This is a genomic window from Variovorax sp. H27-G14, from assembly GCF_046156345.1.
Lineage (GTDB): Bacteria > Pseudomonadota > Gammaproteobacteria > Burkholderiales > Burkholderiaceae_C > Variovorax.
This window is the reverse complement of the sequence record NZ_JAYLVN010000001.1, coordinates 843,719-865,895: the sequence shown is the minus strand read 5'-3', so window position 1 is coordinate 865,895 and position 22,177 is coordinate 843,719. Positions and strand designations below refer to the sequence as shown.

Here is a 22,177-nt window from a genome sequence, read left to right as displayed (position 1 = left end):
TACTTGTACCGATTTTCGAAACCTGTACTAAAGCTATGCTGCCCCGTGGCCGCAAGGCCTTTTTTTTATGCAGAGGCGGAGATTCCCAATGAAGAGCAAGATTTTTACCGCAGCCGCGCTGCTCGGCCTGTCGGCCATGGCCTCGGCCCAGACCGTCAATGTGATCTGTTCGGTGCAGGCCGAGTGGTGCAACGTGATCTCCACCGTCTATGCGCGCACCACCGGCGTTCGCATCAACATGGCGCTCAAGGGCTCCGGCGAAGCGCTGGCCCAGCTGATCGCCGAGAAGGACAACCCCAAGACCGACGTGTGGTTCGGTGGCACCGGCGACCCGCACCTGCAGGCGGCCGAGCAGGGCCTCACGCTCGAATACAAGTCGCCAACGCTGTCGCAGTTGCACCCGTGGGCGCAGCAGCAGGCCAGGCAGTCGGGCTACAAGACGGTGGGCATCTACTCGGGCCCGCTGGGCTTTGGCTACAACCCCGAACTGCTCGCCAAGAAGAAGCTGCCCGTGCCCAAGACCTGGGCCGACCTGCTCAAGCCGGAATACAAGGGCGACATCCAGGTGGCCAACCCCGCGTCCAGCGGCACCGCGTACACCATGATTGCCACGCTGGTGCAGATGATGGGCGAGGACAAGGCCTTCGAATACTTGAAGGCGCTGCACAAGAACGTGGGCCAGTACACCCGCTCGGGCACCGGCCCCATCAAGGCGGTGGCGCGCGGCGAAACCGCCATTTCCATCAGCTTCGTGCACGACGGCCCCGGTGAAAAGATGCAGGGTTTTCCGGTCGAAACCATCACGCCCAGCGACGGCACCGGCGCGGAGATCGGCTCCATGAGCATCATCAAGGGCGCGCGCAACCTGGACGCCGCCAAGAAGTTCTACGAATGGGCGCTGACGCCCGGCGCGCAGGAACTGGGCGCGGCCAACAAGCAGTTTCAGCTCCCCAGCAACGTGAACGCCAAGCTCGACCCACGCATCCCCGACTTCAAGAAGATCAAGTTCATCGACTACGACTACGCCAAGTACGGCGCCAGCGCCGAGCGACGCCGCCTGATTGCGCGCTGGGAAAAAGACGTCAATTCGCTGCCACGCTAAGTGCAGGCGCATTCCAACGAAGGCGTGCCGGTCAATCCGGCGTCGCTGGCCGCGGCCCGGCGCTCGCGGCGCTGGATCTGGGCGTGGGTTGCGCTGGGACTTGCGGCGTACCTGCTGCTGCCCTGGTATGCGATTCAGGACGCGACCTGGTACGAAGCCGTTCCCCAGGTCTTCGGCCAGGGCGAGGGCGCCAACGGCCTGATGCAGGCCGCCACGCAGGGGCGCGGCTGGCTCTTCATCGGGCTGGCGGGGCTGCTGCTGTGCGCCGTGGGTGCATGGCTGCCGCCGGGCAAGGCACAAGGGCGCTGGCTGCTGGCGGGCGGTGCTGCAGGCGCCAGCGGGCTGGCGGTGGCGGGCTTCACCATCGGCGCCAAGGGCTGGCGCTTCGAGGCGCTCAACACGCAGTTCGGCGAGCTGGCCATCAACCAGTTCGGCATTGGCGCGGGCGGCTTCCTGGCGCTCACCGCGCTGGTGCTGCTGGCGGCCTTCGGCATGGCGCGGCTCGGGCTGTTCAAGGGCGACCTGTTCGTGTCGGCCGCGGTGGTGGGCTGCGGCGTGCTGATGGCGCTGTTCATCGCCTACCCGGTGAGCAAGGCGCTGGCCGGTGCGTTCTTCAATGAAGAGGGGCAGTGGTCGATCACCGCGTTTGCCGCGCGCGTGTTCACCGAGCGCATCTGGGGCGTGGGCTGCCTGAGCGGCGGCGTGCGTTGCGGCGTGGCCTGGAACACGCTGGTGCTGGCGCTGCTCACAGCGGCCGGCACCACCTTTTTGGGCACGCTGATGGCGCTGATGGCCGAGCGCGGCAGCAAGCGCGGGCAGGGCGCGCTGCGGGTGCTGGCGCTGCTGCCGATCATCACGCCGCCCTTCGTGGTGGGCCTGGGGCTCATCCTGCTGTTCGGCCGTGCCGGCGTGGTCAACCAGGCGCTGGAGAGCGTGTTCGGCATCGAGCCCACGCGCTGGTTCTACGGCATGCCGGGCGTGCTTGTGGCGCAGTTGTTCGCCTTCACGCCCATCGCCTTCATGATCATGCGCGGCGTAGTGCAGGGCATTGCGCCCAGCCTGGAAGAAGCCGCGCAGATGCTGCGCGCCGACCGCAGCCGCACCTTCTTCACCGTGACGCTGCCGTTGCTGAAGCCGGGGCTTGCCAACGCCTTCCTGGTGGGCTTCATCGAGAGCATTGCCGACTTCGGCAACCCGGTGGTGGTGGGCGGGCAGTTCTCGGTGCTGTCGACCGACATCTTCTTTGCCATCGTCGGTGCTCAATACGACCAGGGCCGCGCGGCCTCGCTGGCCTGGGTGCTCACGCTGTTTGCGCTGGGCGTGTTCGCGCTGCAGCGCGGCCTGCTGGGCAAGCAGAACTACACCACGGTGAGCGGCAAGGGCGATGCCGGCATCGCCATGGCGCTGCCCGACGGCGTGCGCCGCACCATCTACTGCATCGCCTTGCCGTGGATCGCGTTCACCGCGGTGGTCTATCTGTTTGCCTTCGCGGGTGGCTTCGTGCAGACCTGGGGGCGCGACTACACCTTCACGCTGAACCACTTCAAGAGCGCCTTTGCGCTCGAGTGGGGGCAGTTCGGGCTGGTGTGGGCGGGCACGGCGTGGAACTCGCTGATCACCACGCTCAAGCTGGCGGGCATCTCTGCGCCCATCACCGCGGGCCTGGGCCTGCTCATTGCGTGGCTGCTGGCGCGCAACGAGTTCAAGGGGCAGGGCTTCTTCGAGTTTGGCGCGCTGCTGGCCTTCGCCATTCCGGGCACGGTGCTGGGCGTGAGCTACATCCTGGCGTTCAACGTGCCGCCCTTCGAGCTCACGGGCACCGGGTTGATCATCGTGCTGTGCTTCATGTTCCGCAATCTGCCGGTGGGCGTGCGGGCGGGCACGGCGGCGTTCAAGCAACTGGACCGCTCGCTCGACGAGGCCTCGCTGATGCTGCGTGCATCGACCTCGCAGACGCTCTTCAAGGTGGTGCTGCCGCTGTTGAAGCCGGCGCTGGTGGCCGCGCTGGTGTACAGCTTCGTGCGGGCCATGACCACCGTGAGCGCGGTGATCTTTCTGGTCACGGCCGAGAACGAACTGGCCACCACCTACATCATCGGGCGCGTGGGCAATGGCGACTACGGCATTGCGCTGGCGTACTGCACGGTGCTCATGATTCTGATGTCGCTGGCGATTGCGCTGGTGCAGTTCGTGGTGGGGGAGCGCAAGCTGGGCAGACGTGGGGCCACGCCCAAACATCAAGGGCATCACAAAATGGAAAGCGTGGCATGAACGGCATCGAATTTCGCAACGTCACCAAGCGCTACGGCGCCGACAAGAACGCACCGCTGGCCGTCAAGGGCATCAGCTTCGAGGTGCCCGTGGGCACGCTCACCACCATCCTCGGCCCCTCGGGCTGCGGCAAGACGACCACGCTTCGCATGATCGCGGGGCTGGAGTCGCCCACTTCGGGCTCGATCTTCATGGGCGGGCGCGACGTCACCACACTGGGGCCGGCCGAGCGCAACGTGAGCATGATGTTTCAGAGCTACGCGCTGTTCCCGCACATGAACGTGATCGAGAACGTGGGCTACGGCCTGCGCATGAGCGGCGTCAAAAAGGACGAGTCCACTGCGCGGGCGCGCGAGGCATTGCGCGGCGTGGGCCTGGTCGGTTTCGACGAGCGGCTGCCCAGCGAGCTCTCGGGCGGCCAGCAGCAGCGCGTGGCACTGGCGCGCGCGCTGGTGCTGGAGCCCGCCGTGCTGCTGTTCGACGAGCCGCTCTCCAACCTGGACGCCCGGCTGCGGCGCGAGATGCGAGAGGAAATCCGCACGCTGCAGCAGCGCCTGAAGCTCACGGTGGCCTACGTCACGCACGACCAGAGCGAGGCGCTGGCCGTGAGCGATCAGATCATCGTGATGGACCACGGCGTGATCGCCCAGCGCGGCACGCCCGAGCAGCTCTACGGCCGGCCCGAAAGCGAGTTCGTTGCAGGCTTCATGGGCGAGGCCACGGTGTTCCCCGCCACGGCCCAGGCCGACGGCAGCGTGGCGCTGGGCCCGCTGCGCCTGCAGCCGCGCCACGCGGTGGCACCGGGCGCGGTGAAGGTGGCGGTGCGGCCCGAGGCCTGGCGGATCGGCGCGGTCGATGCGCCTGAGGCGGTCGACGGCCTGCCGGCCACGCTGCGCAAGGCGGCCTACCTGGGCAGCTTCTACGAATACGGCTTCGACACCGCGCTGGGGCCGGTCTTCGTGGTGTCGAACGACCTGTCGCGCCCGTTGGCCGCCGGCGCGCAGATCACGCTGTCACTGGGAGCCCATGGCGTGAGCGTGGTGCCCGGCGCATGAAACAATGGCGCCATGAACGTGGTTTTCGATCTGGGTGCCGTGCTGTTCGCATGGGAGCCCACCCGCCTGGTACAGACCCATCTTGCGCAGCACGCGCCCACTGAGGCCGCGGCGGCCGCCATGGGGCGGGCGCTGTTCCATCACGACGACTGGACCAGCTTCGACTGCGGCACCCGCACGCTGAACGACGCCATCGCGCGCATGTCGGCCCGGCTGTCGCTGCCCGCGGCCTCTTTGCACGCCATGCTCGAAGGGCTGGGCGAGCGGCTGGAGCCCATCGGCGTCACGGTGGACATGCTGGAACGGCTCATCGACCACCGCGAGGCCGGCCAGCCGCTTCGGCTGTACTACCTGTCGAACATGCCCGCACCGTACGCCCGCGACATCGAGCGCCGGCATGCGTTCATGCGGCGCTTCGACGGCGGCGTGTTCTCTGGGGACGTGAAGTTTCTCAAGCCGGAGCGCGAGATCTACGAGGTGCTGGCTATGCGCCACGGCCTTGAACCCGAGCAGACGGTGTTCATCGACGATTCTGCCGCCAACGTCGAAATGGCGCGTGCCTTCGGTTGGCACGCCATCCATTGCACCTCGCCGGCCGCGCTGCCCGCGCAGCTGCAGCGTTACTTGCCGGTGAGCACGACCTTGTCGGTGTCGAACCCCAAGCTGCGGGCGTAGTCCAGTTCGGCTTCGAGCACGGCGGCGTCGAGCCGCGGGGCACGCGACAGCACCCAGAGGTACTCGCGGTTGGGCGTGCCGACCAACGAGACCTGGTAGTCGCGGTCGAGCTTCAAAATCCAGTAGTCGCCCCACACCAGCGGCAACCAGCTGAGCCACGAAGGTGCAAAGCGCACCTCGAGCCGCCCGGCGCCGGGCTGGCCCGGCACCGGCACCACACGGGCACTGCCCATGGCTTCGTCGACATTGCCGTCTGCCCGCACACAGCTGTTGAGCACCTGCACGGTACCGTCGGGCTGCGGGGTGTACTCGGCCGACACCGGGCCCACGCACCGCTTCTGGAACCGGTTGGGCAGGCGGGCCTGCTCGTGCCAGACGCCGGCATAGCGCTGCAGGTCGACCGGCGCCACCACCTGGAGCGGGGCGCGCATCAGCGGTGCACCGTCGGCCGGGCCGGCGGGCTGGGCGTGCGCGGTGCGCACGGCGCCCAGCGCCAACCAGGTGGCCACGCCGCCAACAACGAAGGCCGTGGCCATCGCACCGATCGCCTGGCTGGTGCGACGGTCGTCGAAAGGCAGAACGACGGGCGTGTCGCGGCGAGGGCGTTGGGTCATGGGGGCACTCCTGAAGGGGGGAATCGGGGGAGCGCTTCGGAAAAAAACGAAGCGTTCGGCGTCTGCCTGACGTTAGCCCCGCGGCGGTGCGCTTGGCCGTCAGTCACGGACCACAGGCGGTGTAGGGCGGGGCGGTTGGAAGCGGCTTGGTGCGCACTGAAAAGGGCATACAACCCCACAGCCATCAGGCTGATGGAGCCGCGTGAAAACCCGTGCTACGGTGCGCATGAAAACATCGGCCGACGCGCAACTGCGTGCAGGACTTGTCACAACCCGCACAGGATAATGATTTCATGAACCAACTCGATGCCCTTCGCCAGTGGACCACCGTCGTCGCAGACACCGGTGACTTCAAGCAGCTCAGCGTTTCCAAGCCGCAGGACGCGACCACCAACCCGTCGCTCATTCTCAAGGCCGTGCAAAAGCCGGAGTACCGGCCGCTGCTCGACGACACCGTGAAGAAGCACGCAAGCAAGCCGCTGGACGAGGTCATCGACCGTTTGCTGGTGAACTTCGGCACCGAAATCCTGCAGATCATTCCGGGCCGCGTGTCCACTGAAGTCGATGCGCGCCTGTCGTTCGACACGGCCGCCACCATTGCCCGCGGCGAGCGCATCGTGGCGCTCTACAAGGCCGAAGGCATCGACACCGAAAAGCGCCTGCTCATCAAGGTGGCGTCCACCTGGGAAGGCATCGAGGCCGCGCGTGAACTGCAAAAGCGCGGCATTCACACCAACCTCACGCTGCTGTTCTCGTTCGCACAGGCCGTGGCCTGCGGTGCGGCTGGCGTGCAGCTCATCTCGCCCTTCGTGGGCCGCATCTACGACTGGTACAAGAAGTCGGCCGGCGCCAAGTGGGACGAGGCGGCCAGCGCCGGTGCCAACGACCCCGGTGTGAAGTCGGTGCGCGAAATCTTCAACTACTACAAGCAGCACGGCATCAAGACCGAAGTGATGGGCGCGAGCTTTCGCAACGTGGGCCAGATCCAGGCGCTGGCCGGCTGCGACCTGCTGACCATCAGCCCCGAGCTGCTGGCCGAGTTGGCCGCCAGCAACGAGCCGCTCGAACATGCGCTGGACGCCAAGGCCGCAGCCAAGAGCGACGTGGCCAAGGTCAGCTACGACGAGGCTGGCTTCCGCTTCGCGCTCAACGAAGACGCCATGGCCACCGAGAAGCTTGCTGAAGGCATTCGCGCCTTCGCGGCCGATGCGGTGAAGCTCGAAAAGCTGATGCACGAAAGCGGCAAGTAAACATGGCCATGACCCAACGCTGCGACCGCGCACCGGCCTGGGCGCAGTTGCAGTCCAGCTTTGAAACGGCGGGCCGCCAGTTCGACGTGCGCCATGCCTTCGTCGATGACGCGGGCCGCTTCGCACGCTTCAGCCAGGAGGCGCCTTACGTCTTCGCCGACCTGTCGAAAAACCTGATCGACGCGCGCACCGAGGAGCTGCTGTTCACGCTGGCGCGCGAATGCGGCCTGGAGGCCCACCGCGACGCGATGTTCGCGGGCGAGCACATCAACAACACCGAAGACCGCGCCGTGCTGCACACGCTGCTGCGCGCACCGGCCGATGCGCCCACCGGTCCCAAGACCGCTAACGAGCTGCGCGAAGTGCACGCCACGCTCGACGCGATGCTGGCCTATGCCGAGAAGGTGCGCAGCGACCACACCATCACCGACGTGGTCAACATCGGCATCGGCGGCTCCGACCTCGGCCCGCAGATGGCGGTGCTGGCGCTGGCGGAGTTTGCGGCGCTGGGCAAGCGTTTCCATTTCGTCTCGAACGTCGACGGCCATGAGCTGGCCGGCGTGCTGAAGGGCCTCGCGCCCGAGCACACGCTCTTCCTCATTGCCTCGAAGACCTTCACCACGGCCGAGACGATGACCAATGCGCAGTCGGCGAAGCGCTGGTACGAGCAGTCGGGCGGCAACGACATTGCGGGCCACTTTGCGGCGCTCACCACCAACGTGGAAGCAGCGAACAAGTTCGGCATTGCCACCACCTTCGGTTTCTGGGACTGGGTGGGCGGGCGCTATTCGCTGTGGTCGGCCATCGGCCTGCCGATTGCGCTCGCCATCGGTGCCGACGGCTTTCGTCGGTTGCTGGCGGGCGCGCATGCGATGGACGAGCACTTTCGCACCGCGCCGCTCGCGCAGAACCTGCCCGTGCGCCTGGGCCTGCTCGACGTGTGGTACCGCAACTTCCACAAGTTCACGAGCCGCAGCATTGCGCCGTACCACAGCGCCTTGAAGCGCGTGCCGGCCTATCTGCAGCAGCTGGAGATGGAAAGCAACGGCAAGCAGGTCGACACCAGCGGCAAGCCCGTGGCGTTCGGCACGTCGCCGGTGCTGTGGGGCGAGCCGGGTACCAACGGCCAGCACGCCTACTTTCAGATGCTGCATCAGGGCACGGACGTGATTCCGCTGGAGTTTGTGGCGGTGCGTGATGCGTCGCACGACCTGGACGGTCACCACCCCAAGCTGTTGGCCAATGCGCTCGCGCAGGCGCAGGCGTTGATGGTCGGCAAGCTGGACGAAGGCGGTCACAAGAACTTTCCGGGCAACCGGCCCAGCACGTTCTTCGTGTTCGAGAAGCTCACGCCCGAGTCGCTGGGCGCGTTCCTGGCCATGTACGAGCACCGTGTGTTCACCAGCGGCGCGCTGTGGGGCATCAACAGCTTCGACCAGTGGGGTGTGGAGCTGGGCAAGGTGCTCGCAAGGGACATCGAGCCGCGTCTTGCCTCGGGCGACGTCACGGGGCTTGATGCTTCTACGGCTGGGTTGCTGCAGCGCTTGAGTTCCTGATTTTTCTTTGCGCCCGTCCATGGATCTGTTGGGTCTGGATGGGCGTTGCTGTTTCAGGGCGACGCTCACGCCGACGGGGTGCCTTGCTCCGCGAATGTCCCCCGGGCTTCGCGCTACCGCACCTCCTCCTTTGTTTCGCTGCGCAAGGCACCCCATCGACGTGAGCGTTTTCAGAGCAGTGGTTGATCGTGCGATCACGCAGAGCGTGCCCAAGTGCACAGGGCGTCGGGTGCTCCCCGCAGCGAAATAAAGGAGGAGCGAAGCGGGGGACATTCGCGGAGGGGAGCACCCGGCGGCCTGTGCACACGCCCCGAACAGCGCCGCCAACTATTGGGCCAAAGAGCGCGGAATCAAACAGAAGCTGAGGCCTTTGGACCGCGCATTCCCCATGCTGTATTGCGCCAACTAGGGAATATCCCAGTCAAGTGGTGCATGAAAGTACCATTTCTGCCGGTCGAAGTACCAAAGCCGCAAGTGCGTTTCTTCAAAATCCTGGCACGGCGACCCGACAAGAAGAGGGCGTCGCTCACCTCTAGGAGACAACATGAAGCGTTTTCTGAAAGCGGGCCTCGTCCTCGCACTCATCGGCACGGGCGTCGTTTCCCAGGCCGCCACCGAACTCGTGATTGCAACCGTCAACAACGGCCACATGATCGAGATGCAGAAGCTCACCCCCTTCTTCGAAAAAGCCAACCCCGACATCAAGCTCAAGTGGGTCACGCTCGAAGAAGGCACCCTGCGCCAGCGCGTCACCACCGACATTGCCACCAAGGGCGGCCAGTTCGACGTGATGACCATCGGCCTGTACGAAACCCCCATCTGGTCGAAGAAGGGCTGGCTCAAGCCCATCGCCACCGATGCCGCGTACGACGTGGACGACCTGCTGCCCGCCATCCGCAGCGGCCTGTCGACCGACGGCAAGCTGTACGCCGCGCCGTTCTACGGCGAGAGCTCGATGCTCATGTACCGCAAGGACCTGGCCGACAAGCTGGGCATCAAGATCCCCGACCAGCCCACCTGGGCCCAGGTCAAGGACTTTGCCGACAAGGCCAACGACCCCAAGGGCGGCGTGTACGGCATGTGCCTGCGCGGCAAGCCGGGCTGGGGCGACAACATGGCCTTCTTGACCACGCTGGTCAACACCAACGGCGGCCAGTGGTTCGACATGCAGTGGAAGCCGCAGATCGACACCAAGCCCTGGAAGGACGCCATCACCTTCTACGTCGACATGATGAAGAAGGACGGCCCCCCGGGCGCGTCGGCCAACAGCTTCAACGAAAACCTGGCGCTGTTCAACGAAGGCAAGTGCGCTGCCTGGGTCGACGCGACCATTGCGGCCTCGTTCATCAGCGACCCCAAGCAGTCGAAGGTAGCCGACAAGGTGGCCTTTGCGCAGGCACCGACCGCCAGCACGCCCAAGGGTGCCAACTGGCTGTGGTCGTGGAACCTGGCCATTCCGGCCAGCTCGACCAAGGACGAAGCAGCGCAGAAGTTCATCAAGTGGGCCACCTCCAAGGACTACGTGAACCTGGTCGCCAAGGAAACCGGCTGGGCCTCTGTGCCGACCGGCACGCGCAAGTCGACCTATGCGAACCCCGAGTTCCAGAAGGTCGCCAAGTTTGCCGAGGCCGAGAAGAAGGCCATCGACAGCGCCAACCTCACCGACAGCACGCTGCCCAAGTCGCCGTACGTGGGCGTGCAGTACGCGGCCATTCCGGAGTTCCAGGCCATCGGCGTGGCGGTGGGACAGCAGATGAGCGCGGCGCTGGCAGGCAAGGTCACGGTCGACCAGGCGCTGAAGACCTCGCAGACGGCGGCGGAGCGTGAGATGAAAAAGGGCGGGTACTACAAGTAGGCCGTTTCTTTCCCTCTCCCCTTGGGGAGAGGGCCAGGGTGAGGGGGCAGCAGCGCGTCCACAGCCGACGTCGCTTGCCCTCACCCCAACCCTCTCCCGCGCACGGGAGAGGGGGCAACAGCCAGAGAGGAATACACAATGAAACGACTCCTGCCCCGCGCCCTCATGGCGCCCGCGGTGCTCACGCTCTTCCTCTGGATGATCGTGCCGCTCGCAATGACGTTGTACTTCTCGTTCGTCAACTACAACCTCATGCAGCCCGGCGAACACACCTTCGCGGGGCTCGAGAACTTTCACTACTTCATCACCGACCCCGACTTCTGGCCGGCCACGTGGAACACGCTGCTGCTGATCGGCAGCGTCATCGTCATCACGGTGGTGTTCGGCGTGCTGCTCGCGCTGCTGGTGAACGAGCCGTTTCCGGGGCGCGGCATCGTGCGCGTGCTGCTCATCTCGCCGTTCTTCGTAATGCCCGCGGTCAATGCGCTGCTGTGGAAGCACATGATGATGAACCCCATCTACGGCGTGTTGGCCGACCTGTGGCGCTTCTTCGGTGCCACGCCGGTCGACTGGCTCACCGACGTGCCGTTGCTGTCGGTGATCATCATGGTGGCCTGGCAGTGGCTGCCGTTCGCCTGCCTGATCTTCATCACCTCGCTGCAGTCGCTCGACCGCGAACAGATGGAGGCCGCGCGCATGGACGGCGCCAGCTCGTTCCAGCGCTTCTTCTATCTCACCATTCCGCACCTTGGCCGCCCGATGGCCGTGGTGATCATGATCGAGATGATCTTTCTGCTCAGCGTGTTTGCCGAGATCGCCATCACCACCAATGGCGGCCCCGGCAACGAGAGCACGAACATGACCTACATGATCTTCAAGCAGTCGCTCATGAACTTCGACGTGGGCGTGGCCTCGGCCGGCGCGCTGTTCGCGGTGGTGCTGGCCAACATCGTGGCCGTGTTCCTCATCCGAATCATCGGCAAGAACCTCGACTGAGGAGCACAACGCCATGCAACAAACACAACCCCCCAGCAACTTCCTGCCGCAGGCCATTCGCACCGTGAGTGCGTGGGCCGTCACGCTGGTGTTGTTCTTTCCGCTCGGCTGGCTGTTTCTCACGGCCTTCAAGACGGAGCTGCAGGCCATTCATGTGCCGCCGCTGTTCGTGTTCGAGCCCACGCTGGACAACTTTGGCGAGGTGCAGCGCCGCAGCGACTACCTGCTGTACGCACGCAACTCGCTCATCACCAGCCTGGGCTCGACCATTCTGGGCCTGCTGATAGCGGCGCCCGCGGCGTACTCGATGGCCTTCTTTCGCACCAGGCGAACGCGCGACATCCTGATGTGGATGCTCTCCACCAAGATGATGCCGGCCGTGGGCGCGCTGGTGCCCATCTACGTGCTGGCGCAAACGGCGGGCCTGCTGGACTCGCTCACCGCGCTGACCATCGTGTTCACGCTGTCCAACCTGCCGATCATGGTGTGGATGCTCTACAGCGCCTACAAGGACATTCCGAACGAAATTCTGGAGGCCGCGCGCATGGACGGCGCGAGCCTGTGGACCGAGTTCCGCCACGTGGTGCTGCCGCTGTCGGTGGGCGGGCTCGCATCGACCGGGCTTCTGTGCCTGGTGCTGAGCTGGAACGAAGCCTTCTGGGCCTTGAACCTCACCTCCGCCAAGGCCGGCACGCTGGCCACGCTCATCGCGTCGTACTCCAGCCCCGAAGGCCTGTTCTGGGCCAAGTTGTCGGCCGCGTCGCTGATGGCCATCGCGCCCATCGTTGTGTTCGGCTGGTTCAGCCAGAAGCAACTCGTCCAAGGCCTGACCTTCGGCGCCGTCAAGTAAAGAAAGGGAGACATCTCATGGCCTACCTCGAACTCAAGAACATCAAGAAGAGCTTTGGCGACGTCAACATCATCAAGGGCGTCGACCTGCAGATTCAGAAGGGCGAGTTCATCGTCTTCGTCGGGCCTTCGGGCTGCGGCAAGTCGACGCTGCTGCGGCTCATTGCAGGGCTGGAGCCCATCACCAGCGGCAACCTGCTGCTCGACGACAAAGACATCACCTGGGCGCCTTCGGGCAAGCGCGACCTGGCCATGGTGTTCCAGAGCTACGCGCTCTACCCGCACATGAGCGTGTACGACAACATGTCGTTCGCGCTCAAGCTGGCGGGCGTGTCCAAGAGCGAGATCAAGACCAAGGTGGAGCATGCGGCCAACACGCTCAACCTCACGCAGTACCTCGATCGCACGCCCAAGGACCTGTCGGGCGGCCAGCGCCAGCGCGTAGCCATTGGCCGCGCCATCGTGCGCGCGCCCAAGGTGTTTTTGTTCGACGAGCCGCTGTCCAACCTGGACGCGGCGCTGCGCGGCAACACGCGCGTGGAGATCCACAAGCTGCACCGCGCGCTGGGTGCCACCACCATCTACGTGACGCACGACCAGGTCGAGGCCATGACGCTGGCCGACCGCGTGGTGGTGCTGCGGGACGGGCTCATCGAGCAGGTCGGCACGCCGCTCGACCTGTACGACCACCCGGCCAATCAGTTTGTCGCGCAGTTCATCGGCATGCCGTCGATGAACATGGTGGCGGCCAATGCCATTCCCAGCTTCTCGGCCGCCACCGGCGGCAAGCTGCCCGCCGACGGCTTCCTCGGCGTGCGCCCCGAAGGCCTGCGCGTGCACCCGAAGCAGGGTGCGCCAGTGAGCGATGTGCAGGGCCGCGTGGAGCTCATCGAGGCACTGGGCGCCGACACGCTCATTCACGTCGACGTGGGCGGCGTGCCGCTCATTGCACGGCAGAACGACCGCACGCCGCTGCAGGCCGGCGACGACGTGTCGGTGGAGCTCGACCCGTCGGTGCTGCACCTGTTCAATCGCGAAGGCCGTTCGGTCAGCGCGAGCGCTTGATTCTTCCAACGCCTTTTCAACGGACATTCCCGTGACCCACGCGCACATTCCACCGGCTCCCACGGAGTTCACGGTGCTCCATCTCGGCCTGGGCTCGTTCCATCGCGCGCACCAGGCCGTCTACCTGCAGCGGCTGATCGATGCGGGCGACACCCGCTGGTCGCTGTCGGGCGCCAACATCCGGCCGGACATGGCCGACGTCGTTGCCGCGCTGCAGGCGCAAGGCGGGCGCTACACGCTCGAAACCGTGTCGCCGGCGGGCGAGTACCGCTACGAGCAGATCGAGGCCATCCGCGAGGTGCTGCCCTGGGAGCGCTCGCTGGCCCCGGTGATCGCGCGCGGCGCGGTGCCCTCCACGCGCATCGTGTCGTTCACCGTCACCGAGGCTGGCTACTACCTCGACGACAAGGGCAAGCTGGACCTTTCGTTCCCAGACCTTGCCGCCGACGTGGCGCGTGCACGCAATGGCGAAGCCGGCGGCGACAACGTGACCATCTACGGCGCGGTCTGCGCCATTCTGCGTGCGCGCAAAGCCGCGAACGCCGGCGCCGTGACGCTGCTGAACTGCGACAACCTGCGCCACAACGGCGACCGCTTTCACGCGGGCCTGCAGCAGTTCATCGAACTGGCGGGCGATGCCGATCTGCTGGCCTGGGTGAACGCCCACACGCGCTGCCCCAACGCGATGGTCGACCGCATCACGCCGCGCCCGCCGCCCGAGCTGCGCGCGCGCGTGCAGGCCGCCACGGGCCGCGACGATGCGGCCGCCATCACCGGCGAGAGCTTCATCCAGTGGGTGATCGAAGACAACTTTGCGGCGGGCCGGCCGGACTGGGGCCGCGTGGGCGTGGAGCTGGTCGAATCTGTGCAGCCTTACGAGGAGGCGAAGATCCGCATCCTCAACGCCACGCACAGCTGCATTGCCTGGGCGGGCACGCTGGTGGGGTTGAACTTCATTCACGAGGGCACGCACAACGCGGCCATCCGCAAGATGGCGTTCGACTACGTCACCGACGACGTGGTCCCTTGCCTCAGCCCGAGCCCTATCGACCTGTCGGCGTACCGCGACGTGGTGCTGGAGCGCTTCGGCAACCCCGCCATTCGCGACACCAACCAGCGCGTGGCGGCGGACGGTTTTTCCAAGATTCCGGGCTTCATTGCACCGACCGTGCGCGAGCGGCTGGCGGCGGGCCAGGGCATCGACAGCGTGGCGATGTTGCCCGCGTTGTTCCTTGCGTTTTTGCAGCGCTGGCACCAGGGCACCTTGCCGTACGCCTACCAGGACCAGGGCATGGACGAAGCCGTGGCGCATGCCGTCTGCAGCGCAGCCGACCCGGTCGCTGCGCTGTGTGCGGACGTGGGCCTGTGGGGCAAGCTGACGGGCGACGCGCGCCTGGTCGATGCCGTGCGCCGCGCTGCCGAGCGCACCGCGCGCTTCGTAGAAACCGAAAGCCGGCCATGAGCGGCCGCTTGCAAGACCGGCATGTGCTGCTGACCGGCGCGGGTGGCGGCATCGGTCTGGCCGTGGCGCAGGCCTGCATTGCGCAGGGCGCGCGCTGCACGGTGATCGACCGCGCCACCGCCGCGCCCGATGCGGTGCGCGCGTTGCAGCAGCAGCACCCCGACCGTCTCGCGTACATCGCGGCCGACGTCACCGACACGCAGGCCATCACGCACATGCTGGCGGAGGCACAGGTGGCTTTCGGGCCGGTGCACACGCTGTTCAACAACGCGGCGGTGTTCGACCTGGCGCCGTTGCTGGACAGTGACGAGGCTTCGTTCGACCGGCTGTTCGCAGTCAACGTGAAGGGCATGTTCTTCGTGATGCAGGCGGTGTTGCGGCACATGGTGGAGGCGGGCACGCAGGGCGCGTCGGTCATCAACATGGCCTCGCAGGCGGGGCGCCGTGGGGAGGCGTTGGTGGCGCACTATTGCGCGACGAAGGCGGCGGTCATCAGCTACACGCAGAGCGCCGCGCTGGCCATGGCGCCGCACGGCATTCGCGTGAACGGCATTTCTCCGGGGGTGGTCGACACGCCGATGTGGGACCACGTCGACAGTCTGTTCGCCAAGGCCGAGGGGCTGGCGTTGGGTGAGAAGAAGCGCCAGGTCGGGCTGGCGGTGCCACTGGGGCGCATGGGGTTGCCTGGCGACATTGCAGGTGCGGCGGTGTTTCTTGCCAGTGACGAGGCGTGCTACATCACTGCGCAGACTTTGAATGTCGATGGCGGGAATGTCATGAGCTGATATGGATGTTTCTTTTGATGTGCGGGGAGTCATTCAGGGCGGCGCTCACGCCGACGGGGTACCTTGCTCCGCGAATGTCCCCCGGCCTGCGGCCTCCTCCTTTATTTCGCTGCGCAAGGCACCCCATCGGCGTGAGCGCTATTCAGAGCGGTCGTTGATCGCGCGATCACCCACAGCGTGCCCTGGTGCACAGGGCGTCGGGTGCTCCCCGCAGCGAAATAAAGGAGGAGCGAAGCGGGGGACATTCGCGGAGGGGAGTACCCGATGGCCTGTGCACTTACCCCGAACCAGCAGCGCACCCAAAGCCCAAAGACCATGAACGAAGATTTCCACCTCTACCTGGACAGTGCAGACCTGACCGAACTGAAGGCCTGCCTCCCGCACCCGGTGGTGCACGGCGTCACCACCAACCCGACGCTGCTGCTGCGCGCTGGCGTGGGCCGCGCCGCTTTGCCGGACCTGCTCAAGCGCTGCATCGAACTGGGGGCGCGACAAGTGCAGGCCCAGGTGTATTCGAGCGAGGTCGACGGCATGCTCGAAGACGCACACACGCTGCTGCCGCAGTTCGACAGCGGCCAACTCGTCATCAAGATTCCGGCCACGCGCCAAGGCCTCGATGCCGGCGCACGGCTCATTGCGCAGGGCGTGCCCGTCACGTGGACGGCCGTGTACGCGCCCGAGCAGGCGCACTTTGCCGCACAGCTCGGCGCGGCCTACGCAGCGCCGTACCTCGGGCGGCTCGACGATTCCGGCGTGAACGGGCTGGCGCTGATTGCGCAGATGCAGTCGCTGGTGGCGCGTCGGGCCGTGCCCGGTGCATCGGGTGCATCCGGCACGGCGAGCACGCGGCTGCTCGTGGCCAGCGTCCGTTCGCGCGAGGCGTATCTTTCGCTGCTGGGGCTGGGCGTGGGCGCCATCACCATTCCGCCCCGGCTGTTTGCCGAACTGCTCGACCATCCGGCCACACTCGCCGCCGAAAACGGCTTTCTGGCCGACGCACGCGCCTTGCCCTGATTCAGAATCCAGACACCATGCGCATAGCACTCACGGGCGAAGCCCTCATCGATTTCACCGCCAGCCAGGCGGGCACCCTGGCGTTCCTCGGCCATGAGGGCGGCTCGCCGCTCAACACCGCCGTGGCCTGCGCGCGGCTGGGGCAACCCACCGGCTTTCTCACGCAGCTGTCGACCGACCTGTTCGGTGAACGGCTCATGGGCTTTCTGCAACGCAACGGCGTGGACACCAGCTTCGTGCTGCGCAGCAGCGCACCGTCGACGCTGGCCTTTGTCGAACGCACGCCGCAGACCAACCGCTACGCCTTCTACACAAGCGGCAGCGCCGACGCCACCTGGGCGCCCGAGCCGCTGCCGCAGCTGCCGGCGGAATGCCGCTTTCTGCACTTCGGCTCGATCTCGCTGCTGCAAGACCCGGCCGCCACGCGCATCGCCGACCTGGTGGCCGCCAACAAGGGCCAGCGCGTGATCGTGTTCGACCCCAACGTGCGGCCCAGCCTCATCAGCGACATGGCGGCCTACCGCGCGCGTGTTTCGGCCTGGTTCGCGCTGGCCGACCTGGTGAAACTCAGCGACGAAGACGCTGAACTGCTCGCGCCCGGCCAACCCATCGATGCGCTGGCCGCCGAATGCCTGAACGTCGGCGCGCGCGCGGTGATCGTCACACGCGGCGGCGACGGTGCCACGCTGTGGCGCACCGGGCATGCGCCACTGAGCGTGGCCGCGCCGCGCGTGCAGGTGGTCGACACCATCGGCGCCGGAGACACCTTCACGGCCGGGCTGTCGGTGTCGCTGCTCGCGCACGGCATCGAGCAGCCGGCCCAGCTCGGCGCGCTCACCGACGAGGCCTGGCGCGAGGTAATGGGCTTTGCCGCCACCGCCGCCGCGCTGAACTGCACCCGCGAGGGCGCCGACCCACCGACGCTGGCCGCGGTGCACGCCGCGCTGGCGGGGGAACAAAATGGCGCTGGGGCTTCCCTGCCCTGAAGCGTGCTGCCTGAACTGTTGCTGCCTGAACTTGCTGCCATGACGACGTCCACCCGCAAGCGCTCGATCCCTCGCCAGCGCCAGCCCGAGCTGGAGCGCGACTTTGCGCGCTCCCCCTCGCTGGGCTACGAGGCGCCGGAAGAAACCGGCCTGGTGCGCTGCCTGGCGCACGGCTTTCCCAGCCCGCTGGTGCGCTGGCACTTCCATGAAGACTACGAGCTGCACCTGATCACCGAGACATCGGGCAAGGCCTTCATCGGCGACTGGATCGGGCCGTTCCAGCCCGGCCACCTGGTGCTGTGCGGGCCGCGGCTGCCGCACAACTGGATCTCGCTCGACGTGCCCGAAGGCGGCGCGGCGGGGCGCGACCGCGTGATCCAGTTTCGCCACGAGCCCATCGAACGCGCGGCCGCGGAAATTCCCGAGCTGCGCGAGGTGATGCAGCTGCTCGAACGCGCGCGCCACGGCATCGAATTCTTCGGCATGTCGCAGCAGGCGCAGGCGCACTGGGACCACATCAAGGCCGCGCGCGGCGTGCGGCGCCTGGGCCTGTTCTGCGAGTTCCTGGCCGACCTGGCCGAATGCACCGACTACCGGTTGCTGTCCAGCGTGCAGATGCAGGGCGCCCAGGGCGCGGACGGCGATGCGCAGGTCGACCAGATCAACGGCATCGTCAACCGCATCACCAACAACATGGCCGAGTCGATCTCCATGTCGGACGTGGCGGCCGAGCTGGGCATGAGCGAGAGCCGCTTCAGCCGCTTCTTTCGGCGCTCCACGGGCAACAGCTTCACCGACTTCGTGAACCGTGTGCGCATCAACAGCGCCTGCCATCTGCTGATGCAGACCGACCACTACGTGACCGACATCTGCTACCAGGTGGGCTTCAACAACGTGGCCAATTTCAACCGGCGCTTCCTTGAAATCAAGGGCATGACGCCGAGCGAGTTCCGACGCCAGGCCGACACCCGTTTCGGCTCGGGCATTCCTTCGTAGAAAAGCAGGGAGTTCATCTTGTACCTGGGACTCGACCTCGGCACGTCCGAGCTCAAGGCGCTGTTGCTCGCCGACGACCACCGCATCGTGGCCGTGGCCCGCGCGCCGCTCACGGTCGAAAGGCCGCAACCGCTGTGGTCGGAGCAGGCGCCGCAGCAGTGGTGGCAGGCGCTCGAGCATGTGATGCAAGCGCTCGGCCAGTCGCACCCTGAAGCGCTTGCCGCGGTGCGCGCAATCGGCCTGTCGGGCCAGATGCATGGCGCCACGCTGCTCGACGCAGAGGGTGAGGTGCTGCGCCCGGCCATCCTCTGGAACGACGGCCGCAGCGGCCCGCAGTGCGAGGCGCTCGCGCGCGCCGTGCCGCGCCTGGGCGAGATCTCGGGCAACCTGGCGATGCCCGGGTTCACCGCGCCCAAGCTGCTGTGGGTGCGCGAGCACGAGCCTGACATCTTCAAGCGCACGGCGCGCGTGCTGCTGCCCAAGGACTGGCTGCGCTTCATGCTCAGCGGCGAGGCGGTCAGCGAGATGTCCGACGCGGCGGGCACCCTGTGGCTCGACGTGGGCGCACGCGACTGGTCCGACGAACTGCTGGCGGCCACCGGCCTCACGCGCGCGCACATGCCGCGCCTGGTCGAAGGCAGCGAGGTCTCCGCACAGCTCAAGCCCGAACTGGCCGTGCGCTGGGGCTTGGGCAACGACGTGCTGATTGCAGGCGGTGCCGGCGACAACGCCGCCAGCGCGGTCGGCATGGGGCTGGTCGAGCCGGGGCAGGGCTTTGTGTCGCTGGGCACGTCGGGCGTGGTGTTCGTGTCCACCGACCGCTTTCTGCCGAACCCGGCGCAGGCGATGCATGCCTTCTGCCATGCGCTGCCGAAGCGCTGGCACCAGATGTCGGTGATGCTCTCGGCCGCGAGCGCGGTGAGCTGGGCGGCCAAGACTTTCAGGTTCGCCGATGAAGCAGCCTTGCTCGAAGCGGCGGCCTCGGTGTCGCCGGCGGATCGCGCGCGCTGCCCGCTGTTTCTGCCGTACCTGTCGGGCGAACGTTCACCGCACAACAACCCCAATGCGCAGGGCGTGCTGTTCGGGTTGACGCACGCGCACGGGCCGGCCGAGATCGCCTATGCGGTGGTCGAGGGCGTGAGCTTCGGCTTGCGCGACGGCTTCGACACCTTGCGCCTGCCCGCTGACATGCCGCTGCGCGAAATGGCGCTGGTGGGCGGCGGTGCGCGCAGCGTGTGGTGGGGGCAACTGCTGGCCGACATCTTCGGCGTGACGCTCACGCTGTATGCGGGCAGCGAGACAGGCGGAGCGCTGGGCGCGGCGCGGCTGGCGTGGCTGGCCGATGGGGGAGATGTGGCGCAGGTGTGCACGCTGCCACCGGTGAAGCAGCAACTGTTGCCTTCGGGCGATGGGGCTGGCGTGCATGCGGCGCGCCATGTGCGATTTCAAGCGCTCTATGCGGCGCTTGCCAATCAATTCCCATAGACGTCGCATTTCGAGCGCCCATAAAAAAACCCGTCGCAAGACGGGTTTTTTACTTTCGCGAAACACCGCGGAACCGGCTTTGCCGGGCCGCAGGTGTTGCCCCCGGTAGGGGGTTGGCGTAGCGGACACGAAGTGCCGCGCAGCCTGGGGGCGAGCCAAATCCCCCTGGGGGCGAGCGAAATTACATGCCCATGCCGCCCATGCCGCCCATGCCACCCATGTCAGGCATGCCGCCGCCGGCGCCGGACTCGTCCTTGGGTGCGTCAGCAATCATGGCTTCGGTCGTCAGCAGCAGCGAGGACACCGAAGCGGCGTTCTGCAGTGCGGTGCGGGTGACCTTCGTCGGGTCCAGAATGCCCAGTTCGAGCATGTCGCCGTACGTGTCGTTCGCAGCGTTGAAGCCGTAGTTGCCCGAACCGGCCAACACAGCGTTCACCACCACCGAAGCTTCGCCGCCGGCGTTGTTCACGATTTCGCGCAGGGGCGCTTCGATGGCCTTGAGCACCAGCTTGATGCCGGCTTCTTGATCGGCGTTGTCGCCCTTGATCGAGTTGCCCACAGCTTGCTTGGCACGCAGCAGAGCCACGCCGCCGCCAGCCACAACGCCTTCTTCCACGGCAGCGCGGGTAGCGTGCAGTGCATCTTCGACGCGGGCCTTCTTTTCCTTCATTTCGACTTCGGTGGCGGCGCCAACCTTGATCACTGCAACACCGCCGGCCAGCTTGGCCACGCGCTCTTGCAGCTTTTCACGGTCGTAGTCGCTCGTGGCTTCTTCGATCTGCACGCGCACTTGCTTCACGCGGGCTTCGATGTCGCCAGCGGCACCGGCGCCGTCGATGATGATCGTGTTTTCCTTGCCCACTTCGATGCGCTTGGCTTGACCCAGGTCGGCCAGCGTCACCTTTTCGAGCGTCAGGCCCACTTCTTCAGCGATGACCTTGCCGCCCGTCAGGATGGCGATGTCTTCCAGCATGGCCTTGCGGCGGTCGCCGAAGCCAGGCGCCTTGACAGCCACAACCTTCAGGATGCCGCGGATCGTGTTCACGACCAAGGTAGCCAGGGCTTCGCCTTCGACTTCTTCGGCAATGATCAGCAGCGGACGGCCAGCCTTGGCAACTTGCTCCAGCACCGGCAGCAGGTCACGGATGTTGCTGATCTTCTTGTCGAACAGCAGCACGAAGGGGTTGTCCAACAGCGCCGATTGCTTCTCGGGGTTGTTGATGAAGTAGGGCGACAGGTAGCCGCGGTCGAACTGCATGCCTTCGACGACGTCGAGTTCGCTGTCCAGCGACTTGCCGTCTTCCACGGTGATCACGCCTTCCTTGCCGACCTTGTCCATCGCGTCAGCGATGAGCTTGCCGATGGTTTCGTCGCTGTTGGCCGAGATGGAGCCGACTTGCGCGATTTCCTTGGAGGTGGTGGTGGGCTTGGAAGCCTTCTTCAGCTCGGCGACCAGGGCCGTCACAGCCTTGTCGATGCCGCGCTTCAGGTCCATCGGGTTCATGCCGGCAGCCACCAGCTTGAAACCTTCGCGAACGATGGCTTGTGCCAGCACGGTCGCGGTGGTGGTGCCGTCACCGGCGTTGTCCGAAGTCTTGGAAGCCACTTCCTTCACGAGCTGGGCGCCCATGTTCTGCAGCTTGTCCTTGAGTTCGATTTCCTTGGCGACCGACACGCCGTCCTTGGTCACGGTGGGGGCGCCGAACGAGCGTTCGAGCACCACGTTGCGACCCTTGGGGCCCAGGGTGACCTTGACTGCGTTGGCCAGGATGTTGACACCCTCGACCATGCGTGCGCGGGCTTCACCGCCGAAGACTACGTCTTTTGCTGCCATGTGTATTTACTCCGAATGGGATGAATGAATTACTTCTCGACGACTGCGAACAGGTCGTCTTCCTTCATGACGAGCAATTCGTCACCGTCGACCTTGACGGTCTGGCCGCTGTACTTGCCGAACAGGACGCGATCGCCGACCTTGACGGTCAGTGCGGTCAGTTCGCCCTTGTCGGTGCGCTTGCCCGGGCCGACGGCCAGGACTTCGCCTTGATCGGGCTTTTCAGCGGCTGCGTCGGGGATGACGATGCCGGAGGCGGTCTTGGTTTCGCTGTCAACACGCTTGACGATCACGCGATCGGCCAAAGGACGAAGTTTCATTGCATCT

General features: G+C 66.1%; 19 protein-coding genes. 16 read left to right on the top strand and 3 right to left on the bottom strand.

What is annotated here, in order from left to right; genetic code table 11:
* Positions 1–88: 88 nt before the first annotated feature.
* Genes VLK31_RS04055 through VLK31_RS04040 form a run of 4 tightly spaced genes read left to right on the top strand, consistent with a single transcriptional unit; the run spans position 89 to position 5,103 of the window.
* Positions 89–1,102, top strand: coding sequence for an ABC transporter substrate-binding protein (locus VLK31_RS04055; protein WP_409167074.1), 1,014 nt, complete (start codon positions 89–91; stop codon positions 1,100–1,102).
* Entirely contained in the window at positions 1,103–3,373 is a 2,271-nt protein-coding gene (locus tag VLK31_RS04050) for an ABC transporter permease (RefSeq protein ID WP_409167073.1), read from the top strand.
* Positions 3,370–4,428 carry an ABC transporter ATP-binding protein gene (locus tag VLK31_RS04045; RefSeq protein ID WP_409167072.1) on the top strand — a complete coding sequence of 353 codons (1,059 nt, stop codon included), beginning with the start codon at positions 3,370–3,372 and terminating at the stop codon, positions 4,426–4,428. Before VLK31_RS04050 ends, VLK31_RS04045 begins: the two co-directional genes overlap by 4 nt.
* A 12-nt stretch (positions 4,429–4,440) precedes the next feature.
* Entirely contained in the window at positions 4,441–5,103 is a 663-nt protein-coding gene (locus tag VLK31_RS04040; protein ID WP_409167071.1) for an HAD family hydrolase, read from the top strand.
* Here VLK31_RS04040 and VLK31_RS04035 read toward each other — a convergent pair.
* On the bottom strand, positions 5,049–5,717 hold the full coding sequence (locus VLK31_RS04035) for a lipocalin family protein (protein WP_409167070.1): 669 nt from the start codon (positions 5,715–5,717) through the stop codon (positions 5,049–5,051). The genes VLK31_RS04040 and VLK31_RS04035 overlap by 55 nt on opposite strands.
* A gap of 293 nt (positions 5,718–6,010) precedes the next feature.
* Here VLK31_RS04035 and tal point away from each other — a divergent pair, with 293 nt between their 5' ends.
* From tal to xylB, 12 genes are all read left to right on the top strand, one after another.
* Entirely contained in the window at positions 6,011–6,967 is a 957-nt protein-coding gene (gene tal / locus VLK31_RS04030; protein ID WP_409167069.1) for a transaldolase, read from the top strand.
* A gap of 2 nt (positions 6,968–6,969) precedes the next feature.
* Entirely contained in the window at positions 6,970–8,523 is a 1,554-nt protein-coding gene (pgi, locus tag VLK31_RS04025) for a glucose-6-phosphate isomerase (RefSeq protein ID WP_409167068.1), read from the top strand.
* 544 nt (positions 8,524–9,067) lie between these two features.
* Positions 9,068–10,378, top strand: coding sequence for an ABC transporter substrate-binding protein (locus tag VLK31_RS04020; protein ID WP_409167067.1), 1,311 nt, complete (start codon positions 9,068–9,070; stop codon positions 10,376–10,378).
* A 138-nt stretch (positions 10,379–10,516) separates the two neighbouring features.
* Positions 10,517–11,374, top strand: coding sequence for a carbohydrate ABC transporter permease (locus VLK31_RS04015; protein WP_409167066.1), 858 nt, complete (start codon positions 10,517–10,519; stop codon positions 11,372–11,374).
* Positions 11,375–11,387: 13 nt separating this feature from the next.
* Positions 11,388–12,224 (top strand): carbohydrate ABC transporter permease, encoded by an 837-nt coding sequence (locus VLK31_RS04010; protein ID WP_409167065.1) that lies wholly within the window; start codon positions 11,388–11,390, stop codon positions 12,222–12,224.
* A gap of 17 nt (positions 12,225–12,241) precedes the next feature.
* The gene (locus tag VLK31_RS04005) at positions 12,242–13,288 is read left to right on the top strand and encodes an ABC transporter ATP-binding protein (RefSeq protein ID WP_409167064.1); all 1,047 of its coding nucleotides are present in this window, start codon (positions 12,242–12,244) and stop codon (positions 13,286–13,288) included.
* Between the two features lie 73 nt (positions 13,289–13,361).
* A complete protein-coding gene (dalD, locus tag VLK31_RS04000) occupies positions 13,362–14,750 on the top strand; it encodes a D-arabinitol 4-dehydrogenase (protein WP_409167361.1) in 1,389 nt (462 codons plus the stop codon).
* Positions 14,747–15,535 carry an L-iditol 2-dehydrogenase gene (locus VLK31_RS03995; RefSeq protein ID WP_409167063.1) on the top strand — a complete coding sequence of 263 codons (789 nt, stop codon included), beginning with the start codon at positions 14,747–14,749 and terminating at the stop codon, positions 15,533–15,535. Before dalD ends, VLK31_RS03995 begins: the two co-directional genes overlap by 4 nt.
* A gap of 315 nt (positions 15,536–15,850) precedes the next feature.
* Positions 15,851–16,549, top strand: coding sequence for a transaldolase family protein (locus VLK31_RS03990; RefSeq protein WP_409167062.1), 699 nt, complete (start codon positions 15,851–15,853; stop codon positions 16,547–16,549).
* A gap of 17 nt (positions 16,550–16,566) precedes the next feature.
* Positions 16,567–17,535 carry a carbohydrate kinase family protein gene (locus VLK31_RS03985; RefSeq protein ID WP_409167061.1) on the top strand — a complete coding sequence of 323 codons (969 nt, stop codon included), beginning with the start codon at positions 16,567–16,569 and terminating at the stop codon, positions 17,533–17,535.
* A 39-nt stretch (positions 17,536–17,574) separates the two neighbouring features.
* Positions 17,575–18,531, top strand: coding sequence for an AraC family transcriptional regulator (locus tag VLK31_RS03980; RefSeq protein WP_409167060.1), 957 nt, complete (start codon positions 17,575–17,577; stop codon positions 18,529–18,531).
* An 18-nt stretch (positions 18,532–18,549) separates the two neighbouring features.
* The gene (gene xylB, locus VLK31_RS03975) at positions 18,550–20,016 is read left to right on the top strand and encodes a xylulokinase (protein ID WP_409167059.1); all 1,467 of its coding nucleotides are present in this window, start codon (positions 18,550–18,552) and stop codon (positions 20,014–20,016) included.
* Positions 20,017–20,197: 181 nt separating this feature from the next.
* Here the strand turns inward: xylB and groL are convergent, their stop codons facing one another.
* A complete protein-coding gene (gene groL / locus VLK31_RS03970) occupies positions 20,198–21,850 on the bottom strand; it encodes a chaperonin GroEL (RefSeq protein WP_409167058.1) in 1,653 nt (550 codons plus the stop codon).
* A gap of 29 nt (positions 21,851–21,879) precedes the next feature.
* Positions 21,880–22,170, bottom strand: a complete 291-nt coding sequence (gene groES, locus VLK31_RS03965; RefSeq protein WP_093125512.1) for a co-chaperone GroES — start codon at positions 22,168–22,170, stop codon at positions 21,880–21,882.
* Positions 22,171–22,177: the final 7 nt, after the last annotated feature.